The sequence below is a fragment of the Streptomyces sp. NPDC029674 genome, from assembly GCF_044903205.1.
Classification (GTDB): Bacteria; Actinomycetota; Actinomycetes; order Streptomycetales; family Streptomycetaceae; genus Streptomyces.
Genome location: NZ_JBJDPY010000004.1, coordinates 446145 through 460243 on the forward strand (window position 1 = coordinate 446145; position 14099 = coordinate 460243).

A 14099-nucleotide genomic window follows, 5' to 3' on the forward strand; every position below is an offset into this window, starting at 1 on the left:
GGGGCAGTGCTCGTCGTCGAAGACGGGGTACTGGGTGGCCCCACACACTGTCGTGCTGGAGGAGGCACCTCGCATGACGTTCAATCCGCTCGAACAGCGGGGCATCCCGCTGGACCGTCAACTCCGGAGCTGGCGGGAGCTCGACGTGGCCCCCATCGACCCGGACCACTGCGACCCGTACACCCGTTGTCGCATCATCGCGATGAACGGCATCGAGGTCGAGGCGATCATGTTCAGCCACCAGCTGGCGCGCCACACCACGGACCCGGACGTGAAGCGGACGCTCGCCGGCACCCGCTACATCGAGGCGCAGCAGCAGAAGGTCGTCAACTGGCTGCTGCCGGGAGTGTCGTCGGTGCTGGAGACGACCATCGCGTACGAGCAGGTGGCGGTGGACCTGACGGCCTGGGTGGCGCGGATGGAGCCGGACCCGTACCTGAAGCAGGCGTACCAGTTCGGCGTCCTGGAGGACTTCGACCACCTGTACCGGTACGCGAACCTGTACGAGATGATCGAGCACCGCAAGGCGGAGTCGATCGTCGAGGGGCTCACCGAGGTCATGCCGGGCCGGCCCACCCGGTTCCACCACCGCGACCCGGTGGACAACGTGCGCGATCCCTACGACAAGGCCGCCACGAACCCGCTGTCCAAGCTGCACGCGCTGACGATCATGTCGGCCGAGCAGCAGACCATGAACTTCTACATGAACACCGGCCCCACCTACATGGAGCCGATCGCCCGCCAGCTGTACCAGGAGATCGGGCTCATCGAGGAGGAGCACGTCACCCACTACGAGTCGCTCGTCGATCCCGGCGAGACCTGGTGGGAGCAGCTGGTCAATCACGAGTACAACGAGTGCTATCTGTACTACTCCTTCATGGAGCAGGAGAGCGACCCCAGGGTCAAGGCGATCTGGGAGCTGCACCTGAACATGGAGCTGGAGCACCTGCACATCGCCTGCGACCTGATGCGCCGCCACGACGGGCGTGAGCCGCAGGAGGTGCTGGCACCCGAGCTGCCGAACGTGCTGACCTTCGAGCCGAACAAGGCCTACGTGCGTGAGCTGCTCGACACCCAGATGGACCTGACCACGCTGGGCGCCGGCTACGTCCGCGAGGCCCATGAGCGGTTCGAGAAGATGCAGGAGCGGATCCACGGCGGAGAGGCGCCCCCGAGCGACCGCGTGATGGTCGAACACGGCGAGATGTTCGGGCGCGAGTACCGCCTGCAGACCGAGGGCGAGCACCCCGACCCCTCCCAGCGTGAGAAGTGAGGCGGACATGTCCACTCGCCACACCACACCCCAGGCCGGTGACGACCGGTCCGAGGACATCGACGTCGTCTCCCTGCTGATGCGTCAGCACGGCGACATCCGCAACCTCTTCGACGAGGTCGAGGCCTCGGAGGGGGAGGAGCGCCGCGACGCGTTCCGCCGTCTGGTGCGGCTGCTGGCCGTGCACGAGACGGCGGAGGAGGAAGTCGTCCACCCCTTCGCCCGGCGCGGCCTCACGGGCGGCAAGCAGGTCGTGGAGGACCGGCTCGCCGAGGAGAAGGCGGCCAAGGAGACCCTCGCCGCGCTCGACGACTACGACACCGACGACCCGAAGTTCATGCCCCAGCTCCTGAAGCTGCGCAAGGACGTACAGGAGCACGCGCGCGCCGAGGAACGGTACGAGTTCACGCACATCCGGCGCAGCACCGACGTCACGAACCTCGCCGCCATGGCCAAGGCCGTCAAGGCCGCCGAGGCCATCGCCCCCACCCGGCCGCACCCGGGCGTGGAGTCCGGCGCGGCCAACATGGCCCTCGGGCCGGTGGCCGCCCTCATGGACCGCACGAAGGACGCCGTCCGCAAGGCCATGGGCAAGGACGGCTGACACCGACCGCATCGCCATGGCGGCCCGGCACCCTGGAGGGCCGGGCCGCCAGTACGCGTCCTACCGGGCCTCGATGCGCGAACGGCGGTCGGCGCTCCCTCTCACGACCGGTCGCCCTCGTGCCCGTCGGCGTCGACGACGTCGCGCCGGCCCGTGTTCTCCTTCTGGTCGAGCTGGACGACCTCGGGGTGGTGCAGGTCGAAGGCGGGGGATTCGGAGCGGATCCTGGGGAGGGTGACGAAGTTGTGGCGGGGCGGCGGGCAGGAGGTGGCCCACTCCAGGGAGCGGCCGAAGCCCCACGGGTCGTCGACCTCGACCTTCTTGCCGTACTTGGCGGTCTTCCAGACGTTGTAGAGGAACGGCAGCGTGGACAGGCCGAGGAGGAAGGCGCCGATGGAGGAGATGGTGTTGAGGGCGGTGAAGCCGTCCGCGTCCAGGTAGTCGGCGTAGCGGCGGGGCATGCCTTCGGCGCCGAGCCAGTGCTGGACGAGGAAGGTGGTGTGGAAGCCGACGAACAGCGTCCAGAAGTGGATTTTCTCGAGGCGGGTGTCGAGCATGGTCCCGGTCATCTTCGGCCACCAGAAGCTGAATCCGCCGAACATCGCGAACACGATGGTGCCGAAGAGCACGTAGTGGAAGTGCGCGACGACGAAGTAGGTGTCGGTGACGTGCCAGTCCAGCGGCGGGGAACCGAGAATCACCCCGGTCAGTCCGCCGAACAGGAAGGTCACCAGAAAGCCGACCGCCCACAGCATCGGCGGCTCGAAGGAAAGCGAACCTTTCCACATCGTGCCGATCCAATTGAAAAACTTCACCCCGGTGGGCACCGCGATCAGATACGTCATGAAGGCGAAGAACGGCAGCAGCACCGCACCGGTCGCGAACATGTGGTGCGCCCACACGGTCACCGAAAGCCCCGTGATCGCGATGGTGGCGCCGATCAGCCCCATGTAGCCGAAGATGGGTTTGCGGGAGAACACCGGCAGGATCTCGGTGATCACACCGAAGAACGGCAGCGCGAGAATGTAGACCTCGGGGTGTCCGAAGAACCAGAACAGGTGCTGCCACAGAATGGCCCCGCCGTTCTCGGGGGCGAAGACCTGGGCGCCGAACCGCCGGTCGGCCTCGAGCACGAGCAGCGCCGCCGCCAGGACGGGGAAGGCGAGGAGCACCAGGACCGACGTGAGCAGCACGTTCCAGGTGAAGATCGGCATCCGGAACATGGTCATGCCCGGCGCGCGCATGCAGATGATGGTCGTGATGAAGTTGACCGCGCCGAGGATCGTGCCGAACCCGGACAGCGCCAGACCCATGATCCACAGGTCACCGCCGATGTACGGAGTGCGCTCACCACCGCTGAGTGGCGTATAGGCGGTCCAGCCGAAGTCGGCGGCGCCCTGGGGCGTCAGGAAGCTGCTGAGCACGATCAGCCCGCCGAAGAGGAACAGCCAGTAGGAGAGCATGTTCAGCCGGGGGAAGGCGACGTCCGGGGAACCGATCTGCAGCGGCATGATCGCGTTGGCGAAGCCCGCGAACGTCGGGGTGGCGAACAGCAGCAGCATGATCGTGCCGTGCAGCGTGAACGACTGGTTGTACTGCTCGGCCGAGAGCAACTGCATTCCCGGGCGGGCCAGCTCCGCCCGGATCGCCATGGCCAGCGCCCCACCGATCAGGAAGAACGCGAATGACGTGATGAGGTACAGATGGCCGATCTTTTTATGATCGGTCGTGGTGATCCAAGAGACGATCACTCGCCCCCTGCCACGCCGTCCTTCGGTCGGCACCAGCGTGACCGGATCCGTTTGAGCAGTCATCGGGTTCCTTACGTACAGGGCAAAGGCCGCGAGTCGCTATCTGGCTACCTGAAAACACAACAGGACGTCGCAGGACGCGCTGAGAAGCCCTGTGACAAAAGCCGAATCACCAGAACGGTGCGGCCCACACTGCCCTTCCCCCTTTTTTTTGCCGCTGCGCAAATGGCCGGTGTCGGAGATAGTGGGACGGGCAGCGCGGGTACTCGGCGGCGCGACGGCGTGTACAGGACGCGCCCTGACGAGAAGGCGACCACCATGAGCACACGTATGCGTGGGACGAGAGGCGCCCGAACGCCCGTCCAGCAGGCGGCGGGGCTGGTCGGCCTGGTATTCCTGCTGGTCGGGATACTGGGATTCATCCCCGGCGTCACCACGGACTACGACTCCATGAAGTTCGCGTCCCATGACTCCGGCGCCGAGCTGCTGGGGATCTTCCAGATCTCCGTCCTGCACAACCTCGTCCATCTGGCGTTCGGCGTCGCTGGGCTGGCGATGGCGAGGACCGCCGCCACCGCACGGACGTACCTGCTGGCCGGAGGCGCCGTCTACCTCGTGCTGTGGCTGTACGGGATGCTCGTCGGACACCACAGCAGCGCCAACTTCGTGCCGCTCAACACGGCGGACGACTGGCTGCACTTCGTCCTCGGCCTCGGCATGATCGCGCTGGGCGCCCTGCTCACCCGCAGGCCCGCCAGGGCCACCGCGAGGAGGTGACCCGGATGGCCTTCCGTACCTGGCTGTGGACGGCCGCCGCGGGCATCGCCACCGGGGCCGCCGTCGCACGGCGTCTGAAGCCGCGTACACAGGAACCCGACGCCGCGGACCGCTGGCTGACGGTGACGGTCAACCGGGAACCGGCCGACGTCCAGCCCGACAAGCTGCCCTCGCCCCTGCAGGAGTACGGCGAACGGATCGACGTGCGGGTCCGGCCCGCTCCCGGCGACCGCGGCACCGAACTGGCCGTACGCCTGAAGGAAGCACAGCCGGACATCTCCCGCTCCGTACCGGCCCGCCTCGCCGGAGCCGACCCGCGGCAGGAGCTGCGCCGGGCCCTGCGCGAGGCCAAGGCGCTGCTGGAAACGGGCGAGGTCATGCAGCCCGACGCGCCGCCCACCACCCGGGAGAAGCCCGGCGGGAAGCTGATCGGGCTGCTGAGCCGGCGCGCGGGCGGGGAGGGAGTGCTGTGAAGGCCCTGACCTGGGAAGGCGTCAACAAGCTGAGCGTGGAGCAGGTGCCCGATCCGATCCTGCGCAATGACCAGGATGTGATCGTACGGCTCATCGCGGGCACCACCTGCGGCTCCGACCTGCACCTCATCGGCGGTTACATCCCCTTCATGCGGTCCGGGGACGTCATCGGGCACGAGTTCGTCGGCGAGGTCGTCGAAGCCGGCTCCGCCGTACGCCGGCACGCGGTGGGGGACCGGGTGGTGGTCTGCTCGTTCGTCGGCTGCGGCCGCTGCTGGTACTGCGCCCACGACCTGTGGTCCCTGTGCGACAACACCAACACCAACCCGGGCATCGGTCAGGCACTCTTCGGCGACGACACCGGCGGCATCTTCGGCTACTCGCACGCCATGGGTGGTCTGCGCGGCAGCCACGCCGAATATGTGCGCGTGCCCTTCGCGGACTACGGCGCCTTTCCCGTCCCCGAGGGCGTCGACGACACGAGCGCGCTGTTCGTGTCCGACTCGGTGCCCACCGGCTGGATGGGCGCGGACCTGGCGGGCGTGAAACCCGGTGACGTCGTCGCCGTGTGGGGCTGCGGTGCCGTCGGGCAGATGGCGGCCCGCGCGGCGATGCTGCTCGGCGCGGAACGCGTGATCTCCATCGACCGAATCTCCGAGCGCCTGGCGATGACCGAACGGCACATCGGCAGCGAGGTCATCGACTACACGAGCACCGATGTCGGGGCGGAACTGCGCGAACGCACCGGCGGCCGGGGCCCGGACGTATGCATCGAAGCGGTCGGCATGGAGGCGCACAGCGACAGCCCCGTGCACCTCTACGACCAGGCCAAGCAGCAGCTGCGACTCCAGACGGACCGCCCCACCGCCGTCCGGCAGGCCGTCCACGCCTGCCGCAAGGGCGGCACGGTCTTCGTCCTCGGTGTGTTCGCCGGCGCGGTGGACAAGTTCCCGCTGGGCGCGGTGATCAACAAGGGGCTGACCGTGCGGGGTGCCCAGCAGCACGGCCAGCGCTACATCCCGATGCTCCTCGACCGCCTGGCGGCCGGTGAACTGAGCACCTCCCACCTGGCGACCCACACCCTCCCGCTGGACCGGGCCCCCACCGCCTATGACATGTTCAAGCACAAGACCGACGGCTGCGTCCGCGCGGTCATCCGTCCGGATGGATGACCAGCTGAAAGGCGGCCCGGCGTAAACCGGGCCGCCGGGGGAACGTGACGCCGATACCGGGGCCCCTCGGCTCCCCTGTCCCTCGCGCAGCCTTCGACAGATCAGTGCGGAGGCACGAAAGGTTTCCGCCGCATGCTCACAGTCGGTGTCGAAGAGGAGTACCTGCTGCTTGATCCGGTGACCGGGCTGCCGGTGCCGCGCGCGGAGGAGGTACGTGCCGCCGCCGGGCTCGGGCCCTTCGCCGAGGAGCGGGAGATGCAATCCGAACTCCTACAGGCGCAGGTGGAGGTCGCCACCCCGGTGTGCACGGAGCTGAAGGAGGTCAGCGGCCATCTGCTGCGGCTGCGTCTGGCGCTCGCGGCTGCCGCCGAATCCGCGGGCTGCCGCATCGCGGCCTGCGCGGCAGCACCCCGCCGGGCCCTCGCACCGGTGCCCGTCACCGACGAGGCCCGCTACCGCGCCATCCACGCCCAGGCCCCACAGCTGGTGGAGGAGCAGCTCATCAACGGAATGCACGTCCACGTGGCCGTGCCCACGCCCGAGGTGGGCGTGGCGGTGCTGAACCGCATCCGGATGTGGCTGCCTGTACTCAGCGCCATGTCGGCGAACTCGCCGCTGTGGGACGGGCACGACACCGGGTTCGCCAGCTGGCGAACCGTCGTCTTCGGGCGCTGGCCCGTCAGCGGACCGCCGCCGCGCTTCGCCGACCTGGCCGATTTCGAGGACCGCGTGCAGAGACTGCTCTCCTCCGGCGTGATCCAGGACATCGGCCAGCTGTACTGGCAGGCCCGCCCCTCCGGCCGCTACCCGACCGTCGAGGTGCGGTGCCTGGACGTGCAACTGCGCGTCGACGAGGCAGTCATGCTCACCGGGATCGTCCGCGGCCTGGTCACTACGGCCGTCACCGACATCAAGAACGGCGTCGAGGAGCCCGACTGCCTGCCCGAGCTGCTGCAGGCCTCCCACTGGCAGGCGGCCCGGCACGGCCTGAGCGGCTTCCTGCTGGACCCGGCCGAGGGCCGGCTGAGCGCAGGCGACGCGGTGGCCCGCCTCATGGACCACATCGAGCCCGCGCTCGACGCGACGGGCGACCTGCGCCAGGTCACGTCACTGGTCCACCGCCTCCTGCGGGAAGGCACACCGGCGGACCGGCAGCGCCACGCGTTCGCGGAAGGGGGCATGGCCGCGGTCACCGCCCTGATCACCGGCGAGACCGCGGCACCCTGAACGACCGATGCCCAACGTCATGGGGCGTGCCGCTCTCCGGGCACTCCAGGAAGAAACCATTCAGGAGGGGCAATGCGTATGCGATGGGACGCGTTCCTGGCTGCCGTCCAGGAGCGTGGCGAGTACTCCACGCAGGACGAGGCGGAGCGGGCGACCCGTGCCGTGCTCGCTCTGCTCGGCGCACATCTGGTCGGCGAGGTCCGGGCGGAGCTCGCCGACCGGCTACCGGAGACGTGCGCGCTGGTGCTGCTCAACCCTCTCCAGGCGTACGAGCCGATGTCACCGGAGAGGTTCGTCCGGGCGACCGCCGCCTGGATCGAGGGCGCGACCGAGAAGACCGCGATGTGGGACGTCAGTGCCGTACTGAGCGTCGTCGCCGATGTCACCCAAGCAGGCAGCCTCCTCGACCGGATACTGCTCCAACTTCCGCCCGGGTATGACCTGTTGTTCGGCCGGCCGGCGGCGAGCTGAGGGCTCCTCAGAGCGCCCTGTGGGACTCCAGGCACGACTTCCCTGCCGGCGTCGATGCGTCGGACCGGAGGTCGGGGGCACCCGGACGGCGAAGGCGCAAGCGTGGCTGTCCGCCGCGGCGCGGCCCGCCGCATCAAATGAGGTGATCCTGTGGCAAGCCCTTCTCCGTACGGTGACTACCAGGCTCATGACCCCGGCGACCGCCGATACCCACAGCCGGACACCCGCCCGTCGCCGGGGATCGCGGCGGGACGCCTGTGGGCGACCGGCGCCGCCACGGCCGTCGTCGCCGCTCTGGCCGCGGTGGTCGCGACATTGTTCATACGTGCGGTGCTGGACGTAGCGGTGTTCGCCCCGCACCGTGCCGGCGTCTGGGGCGACGCCACCACCGGCTACCTCGCCGCGATGGCCGTCGCCGCGGCCTTCGTCGCCACCGGACTGCTCCACCTGCTGCTCACGACGACCGCGCAACCACGTCTCTTCTTCACCTGGATCGCCGGGCTGGTGACGGTCGTCATGATGCTGCTGCCCTTCACCACCGACCTCGGCACCGCGGCCAAGATCGCCAGCGCCGCCGTCTTCCTCACCATCGGCGCCACCATCACCGGGTTGCTGTCGGCCACCTCCGGAAGCGTCATGCCTGCGCGCGAGGGCCGTTGGTGAGCGCCGTCTCGGCCGCGGCGGTGAGTTCGCCGTGCAGCTGCTCTCGTGCGGCGGGCGGGGTCTGACTTACGAAGGGCTCGCGTTTGAGTACGTCCCCGTCGACGCCACTGACACTCGGTGCTGAGCAGCGGGACGCCGGACATCGCGCGGTCCGGCCTCGTGCGGTCCGGCCTCGTGCGCGAGGGGTGCTGGTCGCGATCAGCTTGCGTACGCTTCCCCGCATGTCCCTGTCTCCACGAGCCGTGCTCGTCGGTGTGTCGGTCGCGGTCCTTGCGGTCGCGGTTCTCATCCTCGAAAGCTCGTCCGGCGATTCCGCGACCGTCACCGTCGTGTCCGGGGCGCTGACGCTGGCGGGCTTCGTCGCGCTCCACTGGCGGCGGCGCAGGCCGGTGTGGGTCGCGGTGTTCGTGCTTGCCTGCAGCATGGCGTACTTCCCGATCTCGGAACGCGATGTGCCGGTGCTGCTGGTGGCGTTCGCCTTCGCGCTGTTCACCGTCGCGGCCGAGGGCTATCTCCTCGCGGCCGCCACCCTCGCGGTGTCGACCATGTTGATCATCGCCGTCCCGGAGCGGATCGGCTCCTCGGACGGCCGCCACGTGGACGACACCTCGATCTTCCTGCTGCTCGGCTGGTTCGTCGGCCTGGTCGCGGCGGGCCACGCGTACAGCACCAGGCTGGCCTATCTGCGCGAGGTCGAGCAGCGTGCGCTGGCGGCGGAGCGGGAGCGCGACGTACGGGCACGGCAGTCGGCGATCGAGGAGCGGCTGCGGATCGCGCGCGAGCTGCACGACGTGCTCGGCCACAACATCTCACTGATCAACGTGCAGTCGAGCGCCGCCATGCACCGGCACGCCAAGGGCAAGGCCGGCGCGGCCGAGATGGTGCCCGCGATGGAGGCCATCCGGGACACCAGCCGCGAGGCGCTGCGTGAACTGCGCGCCACGCTCGGCGTGTTGCGGCAGGTGGACCAGGCGGCGCCGACCGCGCCCGCCGACGCCGGCCTGACGGAGATCGCCGGACTGGCGGACCGGGCGTCCACGGCCGGACTCTCGGTGCGTACGGTGATGGAGGTGCCGGACGAGGTGCCGCGGCTGCCGCCCCAGGTGGGGCTGGCGGCGTACCGGATCGTGCAGGAGTCGCTGACGAACATCGTGCGGCACGCGGAGGCGACGGAGGCGGTGGTCACGGTACGGCTGGAGCACGACGGCGCCGACGCCGGTGACGGCGGTGACGGCGGTGACACGAGCGTGCGCGTACGTATCGAGGACAACGGCAAGGGCGTGCCCGGCGCGCTCGACGGCGCGGGCCGGCACAGCGCCACGGACCTCGGCGGCAGCGGACTGGGCGGCATGGCCGAACGGGCACGGGCCCTCGGCGGCGAACTGACGGCGGAGAACATCCCGGGCCGCACCGGAGGCATCTCCGGCTTCCGGGTGGAGGCGCGGATTCCGGTGGAGGACACAAAATGATCAGGGTTGTGCTGGCCGATGACCAGAGACTCGTGCGGGCCGGGTTCCGGTCGATCCTCGAGGACGAGGACGACATTGAAGTCGTCGGCGAGGCCGCCAACGGTGTGGAGGCCGTACGCCTCGCCCGCGAACTGCGGCCGGACGTCGTCCTCATGGACATCCGGATGCCGGAGAAGGACGGTCTCGAAGCCACCGGCGAGATCGTCGGCGACCAGCGCCTTGAGGGCGTACGGGTGGTCATCCTCACCACCTTCGACGTGGACGACCACGTGTACGGGGCGTTGCGCGCCGGCGCATCGGGCTTCCTGGTCAAGGACACCGAACCGATGGAACTGCTGCACGGCGTACGGGTCGCCGCGCGCGGTGACGCGCTGATCGCCCCGACCGTGACGCGGCGCCTGATCGCGGAGTTCGCGGGCCGCGTCAAGCGCCCCGAGCCGGACACTCGGCTCAACGGCCTCACCCAGCGGGAGCGTGAGGTGATGGGCCTGGTGGGTGCGGGGCTGACCAACGACGAGATCGCCCAACGGCTCGTACTGAGTCCGGCGACGGCGAAGACCCATGTGAGCCGGGTGATGACGAAGCTCGGCGTCCGGGACCGCGCCCAACTCGTCGTCCTGGCCTACGAGTCCGGCATGATCACCCCCGGTTGGATGGGATAGCCCTGCCAGGTACAGGTACAGGTACAGGTACAGGCCCAGGCCCGAGTGAGATCGGACCCCAGGAAGCCGGTGGCTGCAACCCCGGTGGTACGGCGCCTCCCGCGCACGCAACTCCTGGGGTACGCCGGGTCGTGACCCCGGGCTGACGCGGCGCCCCATGTCGTCACCGCACTGTGTTCCCAGGTCGAGGGAGCGGGAGCACAGAAGGGGGTGACGGCGGTGGACACGTCGGTGCAGACGGTGGTCGGAACGCTTGCGATCGGGCTGCTCGGCTTCTTCACCGCCGGCTACTTCGTCGTCGTCGGGGCCGGGCTGGGCCTGGGCATGCTGCTGCCCTGGCTGGCCCGCGACCCGCGTGAACGACGGCAGGTGCTGGCCGCCTCGGCACGCGGCGGCGCCGCTTGGCTCGCCGCCGCGGCCGGGGTGCTCGTCACCTGCCTGCCGCAGCTGGCGGGGGAGTTGCTCCGGGAGCGCTGTCCCGCTCTCCTCGTGCTGCTGCTCGGCCTGGCCGTGCGCCGGACGGGCCTGCTGCGGGCCAACCAGGCGTCGGTGTACGGGTGCTGGCTGACGGTGCTCGGCTGGAGCTGGCTGCTGGCCGAGCTGATCACCGGCGGAAGGGCCGGTACGACCGCCGCCGGGACGGTGGCCGTCGTGGCACTCGTGGTGGCCCTGCTGTTCGCCCTGCACGGGTTGGGCTTCGGGGCTCTGCGGCTCACCGGCAGGCCCTTCGAGCGGGCCCGGCTGCTGGCGGGCCGCGGAGGATCGCGCGAGTCGTACGCGCTGACCGCCGTGGCGATGGCGGCGCTGCCGCTTACCTGCGGCCTCCAACTGCCGCTGTGGGAGGCGGCGGTGGACGGTCCGGTGGCCGGGTGGTTGGCATGGCTGCCGTGGGTGGTCGTGCCGCTGCTGACGACCGTCGCGGCGCTGCTTGTCACCGCGCTGACGCGGGCCCGGCGCACCTTCCCCGGCACTCTCCGCTCAGCGGATCGCGGATTCGCCGACGAAGACGACGTAGACGACGTAGATGACGAAGGCGACGAGACGAACATGCGTAAAGACACGGAGGAGCCGTCATGAGCAACGCACGGACCGGGCCGCGGGCCCACAGGGGCACGGCCGGAGGACGGCCGAAGAGGCCGGGGATCTTCGAGCGGATCGCCGCCTTCTCCTTCCGTCACAAGTGGCGGGCCCTGGTGCTGTGGGCCGCGGTGCTCATCGGCGTACAGGCGCTGTCCATGGTGGTGGGCAACGACTACCGCAACGACTTCTCCCTTCCCGGCACCGAGTCCCACCAGGCGCAGCAGACGATGGAGGACAAGGGCGCCGCGCAGGCCGGCGACAGCATCCAGATCGTCGTCCGGGACGAGGACGGCCTGCGGACCGCCGCGCACGAGAAGCGCGTCGCAGCGATGCTGAAAAAGGTCGCCGCACAGGACAGCGTCACCGCGGTGGTGAGCCCGTACGACGACAAGTCCGCCGTCTCCCGCGACGGCACCACCGGCTATGCGACCGTCACCCTGGACGGCCTGGCCGAGGAGGTACCCAAGGAGGAGCGGGTCCAACTGATAGACGTGGCCCAGAAGTTCGAGGGCGACGGGCTGCGGGTCGAGCTGGGCGGCGACGCCATCCGCAACGCGGAGGAAGGTGAGGGCGGCGCCGCCGAAGGTGCGGGCATGCTGGGCGCGCTGATCATCCTGGTCTTCCTGTTCGGCTCGGTGGTCGCGGCCGGACTGCCGGTGATCACGGCGCTGTTCGCGGTGGGCAGCACCATGGGGCTGATCGTGATGGCCTCGCACTTCGTGACGCTCGCGGACTTCACCCCGCCGCTGATGATGCTGGTCGGGCTGGGTGTCGGCATCGACTACGCGCTGCTGATCTTCTCCCGGTACCGCACGGAGCTGCTGGTCGAGGCGGCCGGGGACGGCTCCCTCGCAGGTGGTGGCGGTGCTGACGAGGGCAACGACCGGGCTGCCCGCAAGGCCGCCGACCGCGCAGGCCGCCCCGGACAGGAGCGGGCCGCGCGCGTCGCGCTGGACGCGGCCGGCCGTACCGTCTTCTTCGCGGGCTGCACGGTCATCATCGCGCTGCTCGGCATGTATGCGCTCGGTCTCGGTTCGCTCCAGGGCGTGGCCCTGGCGATGGCCCTGACCGTGCTGGTCACCATGATCGCCTCGCTGACGCTGCTCCCCGCGCTGCTGAGTACCTTCGGCGGCCGCATCCGCCGCAATGTGCTCAAGAGGGCACGCAAGCAGGCGGCCCGTGGCCGCAAGGAGGAGGGCACGGCGTGGCGCCGCTGGGGCGGCGGCGTGCAGCGGCATCCGTGGGCGGCGCTGCTGGTCGCCGTGGTGGCACTGGGCGCGCTGGCCGCACCCGCGCTGAACATGCGTCTCGGTTTCGCGGACGCCGGGAACGACGCGGAGTCCACCACCAGCCGTCAGGCGTACGACCTGCTTGCGGACGGCTTCGGGCCCGGCTTCAACGGCCCGCTGATCGTCGTCGCGGACGGCTCGGACACGGGCGGCCAGGAGAAGGGTGGGCCGGTCAAGGGCGCGGCGGGCACGCTCCGTACGACGCTCGAGGACACCACCGGCATCGCGGCCGTCTCCCCGGCCATCCCGACGAAGGACCCGTCGGTGGCGCTGCTCATCGCCTACCCGGCCTCCGCGCCGCAGGCCGAGGCGACCTCCGACCTGGTCAGTTCGCTGCGGGACGACATCCTGCCGCGCGTCGAGCGGGAGACCGGTACGCGGTTCCTGGTCGGCGGTGCGACGGCGGCGGCCGAGGACTTCTCGCTGAAGGTGCAGGACCGCATCCCGGTCTTCGTCGCCATCGTGGTCGGACTCTCGGCGTTGCTGTTGATGGCCGTGTTCCGCTCGCTGCTGATTCCGCTGAAGGCGGCACTGCTCAACCTGCTGAGCATCGGGGCCTCGCTGGGCGCGGTCACGCTGGTCTTCCAGGAAGGGTGGTTCGGGGCCCAGCAGGGACCGGTCGAGGCGTTCATACCGGTGATGATCTTCGCGATCGTCTTCGGTCTCTCCATGGACTACGAGGTGTTCCTGCTCTCCCGCATCCACGAGGAGTGGGAGAACACCAAGGACCCCTCGCACGCCGTACGGGAGGGTCTTGCGCACACCGGCAAGGTGATCACGGCCGCCGCGGCCATCATGATCGTGGTCTTCGCGGCCTTCATCCTCAGCCCGGAGCGCATGCTGCAGCAGTTCGGTCTGGGCCTGGCGGTGGCGATCCTGCTGGACGCGGTGCTGATCCGGTGTCTGATCGTGCCCGCCGTGATGCAGCTCCTCGGCCGCCGCGCCTGGTGGCTCCCGGCACCGCTGGCCAAGCTGCTGCCGAGGGTGGAGATCGAGCGCCACGAGCCGCGCGGGCCGGAGTCCGGCGCGGGTGCCCCCGAGGCGCCGGGCCAGGGCGACTACGCGGACGCGGGCCCACGCCGCTGACGTGGGCGGCGGCGCGCACAGCAGGGGACGCCGGGAGGAACACACCTCCTGGCGTCCCCTGTGTGGATGTCGATACGTCGACGTCCGTTTCCCGCCAGCACG

Annotated in this window: 13 protein-coding genes; 12 read left to right on the forward strand and 1 reads right to left on the reverse strand. The window is 69.8% G+C overall.

Features of this window, described 5'->3' with window-relative positions:
* Positions 1-73 precede the first annotated feature (73 nt).
* Both ACI2L3_RS12590 and ACI2L3_RS12595 read left to right on the forward strand, forming a co-directional pair.
* Positions 74-1273 (forward strand): hypothetical protein, encoded by a 1200-nt coding sequence (locus ACI2L3_RS12590; RefSeq protein WP_404752319.1) that lies wholly within the window; start codon positions 74-76, stop codon positions 1271-1273.
* A gap of 7 nt (positions 1274-1280) precedes the next feature.
* Positions 1281-1877 (forward strand): hemerythrin domain-containing protein, encoded by a 597-nt coding sequence (locus ACI2L3_RS12595; protein ID WP_404752320.1) that lies wholly within the window; start codon positions 1281-1283, stop codon positions 1875-1877.
* A gap of 101 nt (positions 1878-1978) precedes the next feature.
* On the opposite strand, the gene ctaD is transcribed toward ACI2L3_RS12595, so the two are convergent.
* Positions 1979-3691, reverse strand: coding sequence for a cytochrome c oxidase subunit I (ctaD, locus tag ACI2L3_RS12600; protein ID WP_404752321.1), 1713 nt, complete (start codon positions 3689-3691; stop codon positions 1979-1981).
* 267 nt (positions 3692-3958) lie between these two features.
* Here ctaD and ACI2L3_RS12605 point away from each other — a divergent pair, with 267 nt between their 5' ends.
* The 10 genes from ACI2L3_RS12605 (at position 3959) to ACI2L3_RS12650 (ending at position 13997) form a co-directional block, all read left to right on the forward strand.
* Positions 3959-4405 (forward strand): DUF4383 domain-containing protein, encoded by a 447-nt coding sequence (locus ACI2L3_RS12605; protein WP_404752322.1) that lies wholly within the window; start codon positions 3959-3961, stop codon positions 4403-4405.
* A gap of 5 nt (positions 4406-4410) precedes the next feature.
* The gene (locus ACI2L3_RS12610; RefSeq protein WP_404752323.1) at positions 4411-4878 is read left to right on the forward strand and encodes a hypothetical protein; all 468 of its coding nucleotides are present in this window, start codon (positions 4411-4413) and stop codon (positions 4876-4878) included.
* A complete protein-coding gene (locus ACI2L3_RS12615) occupies positions 4875-6050 on the forward strand; it encodes a zinc-dependent alcohol dehydrogenase (protein ID WP_404752324.1) in 1176 nt (391 codons plus the stop codon). The genes ACI2L3_RS12610 and ACI2L3_RS12615 overlap by 4 nt, the downstream gene beginning before the upstream one ends.
* Before the next feature lie 132 nt (positions 6051-6182).
* Positions 6183-7277, forward strand: a complete 1095-nt coding sequence (locus tag ACI2L3_RS12620) for a glutamate--cysteine ligase (protein ID WP_404752325.1) — start codon at positions 6183-6185, stop codon at positions 7275-7277.
* Positions 7278-7349: 72 nt separating this feature from the next.
* Positions 7350-7748, forward strand: coding sequence for a DUF2267 domain-containing protein (locus tag ACI2L3_RS12625; RefSeq protein WP_404752326.1), 399 nt, complete (start codon positions 7350-7352; stop codon positions 7746-7748).
* Positions 7749-7898: 150 nt separating this feature from the next.
* Entirely contained in the window at positions 7899-8411 is a 513-nt protein-coding gene (locus tag ACI2L3_RS12630; RefSeq protein WP_404752327.1) for a DUF6069 family protein, read from the forward strand.
* Between the two features lie 221 nt (positions 8412-8632).
* Positions 8633-9880, forward strand: a complete 1248-nt coding sequence (locus ACI2L3_RS12635) for a sensor histidine kinase (protein ID WP_404752328.1) — start codon at positions 8633-8635, stop codon at positions 9878-9880.
* Positions 9877-10542 carry a response regulator gene (locus tag ACI2L3_RS12640; protein ID WP_404752329.1) on the forward strand — a complete coding sequence of 222 codons (666 nt, stop codon included), beginning with the start codon at positions 9877-9879 and terminating at the stop codon, positions 10540-10542. The genes ACI2L3_RS12635 and ACI2L3_RS12640 overlap by 4 nt, the downstream gene beginning before the upstream one ends.
* A gap of 219 nt (positions 10543-10761) precedes the next feature.
* Positions 10762-11619: a cytochrome d ubiquinol oxidase subunit II gene (locus ACI2L3_RS12645; protein WP_404752330.1), complete on the forward strand. Its 858-nt coding sequence runs from the start codon at positions 10762-10764 to the stop codon at positions 11617-11619.
* Positions 11616-13997, forward strand: a complete 2382-nt coding sequence (locus tag ACI2L3_RS12650) for an MMPL family transporter (RefSeq protein ID WP_404752331.1) — start codon at positions 11616-11618, stop codon at positions 13995-13997. Before ACI2L3_RS12645 ends, ACI2L3_RS12650 begins: the two co-directional genes overlap by 4 nt.
* Positions 13998-14099: the final 102 nt, after the last annotated feature.

What these genes read in the sequence shown, in the direction of transcription:
- ACI2L3_RS12620 (WP_404752325.1), top strand. Translation starts at nt 6,183, where the DNA reads ATGCTCACAGTCGGTGTCGAAGAGGAGTACCTGCTGCTTGATCCGGTG.
- ACI2L3_RS12625 (WP_404752326.1), top strand. Translation starts at nt 7,350, where the DNA reads ATGCGTATGCGATGGGACGCGTTCCTGGCTGCCGTCCAGGAGCGTGGC.
- ACI2L3_RS12640 (WP_404752329.1), top strand. Translation starts at nt 9,877, where the DNA reads ATGATCAGGGTTGTGCTGGCCGATGACCAGAGACTCGTGCGGGCCGGG.
- ACI2L3_RS12610 (WP_404752323.1), top strand. Translation starts at nt 4,411, where the DNA reads ATGGCCTTCCGTACCTGGCTGTGGACGGCCGCCGCGGGCATCGCCACC.
- ACI2L3_RS12650 (WP_404752331.1), top strand. Translation starts at nt 11,616, where the DNA reads ATGAGCAACGCACGGACCGGGCCGCGGGCCCACAGGGGCACGGCCGGA.
- ACI2L3_RS12595 (WP_404752320.1), top strand. Translation starts at nt 1,281, where the DNA reads ATGTCCACTCGCCACACCACACCCCAGGCCGGTGACGACCGGTCCGAG.
- ctaD (WP_404752321.1), bottom strand. Translation starts at nt 3,691, where the DNA reads ATGACTGCTCAAACGGATCCGGTCACGCTGGTGCCGACCGAAGGACGG.
- ACI2L3_RS12590 (WP_404752319.1), top strand. Translation starts at nt 74, where the DNA reads ATGACGTTCAATCCGCTCGAACAGCGGGGCATCCCGCTGGACCGTCAA.
- ACI2L3_RS12635 (WP_404752328.1), top strand. Translation starts at nt 8,633, where the DNA reads ATGTCCCTGTCTCCACGAGCCGTGCTCGTCGGTGTGTCGGTCGCGGTC.
- ACI2L3_RS12605 (WP_404752322.1), top strand. Translation starts at nt 3,959, where the DNA reads ATGCGTGGGACGAGAGGCGCCCGAACGCCCGTCCAGCAGGCGGCGGGG.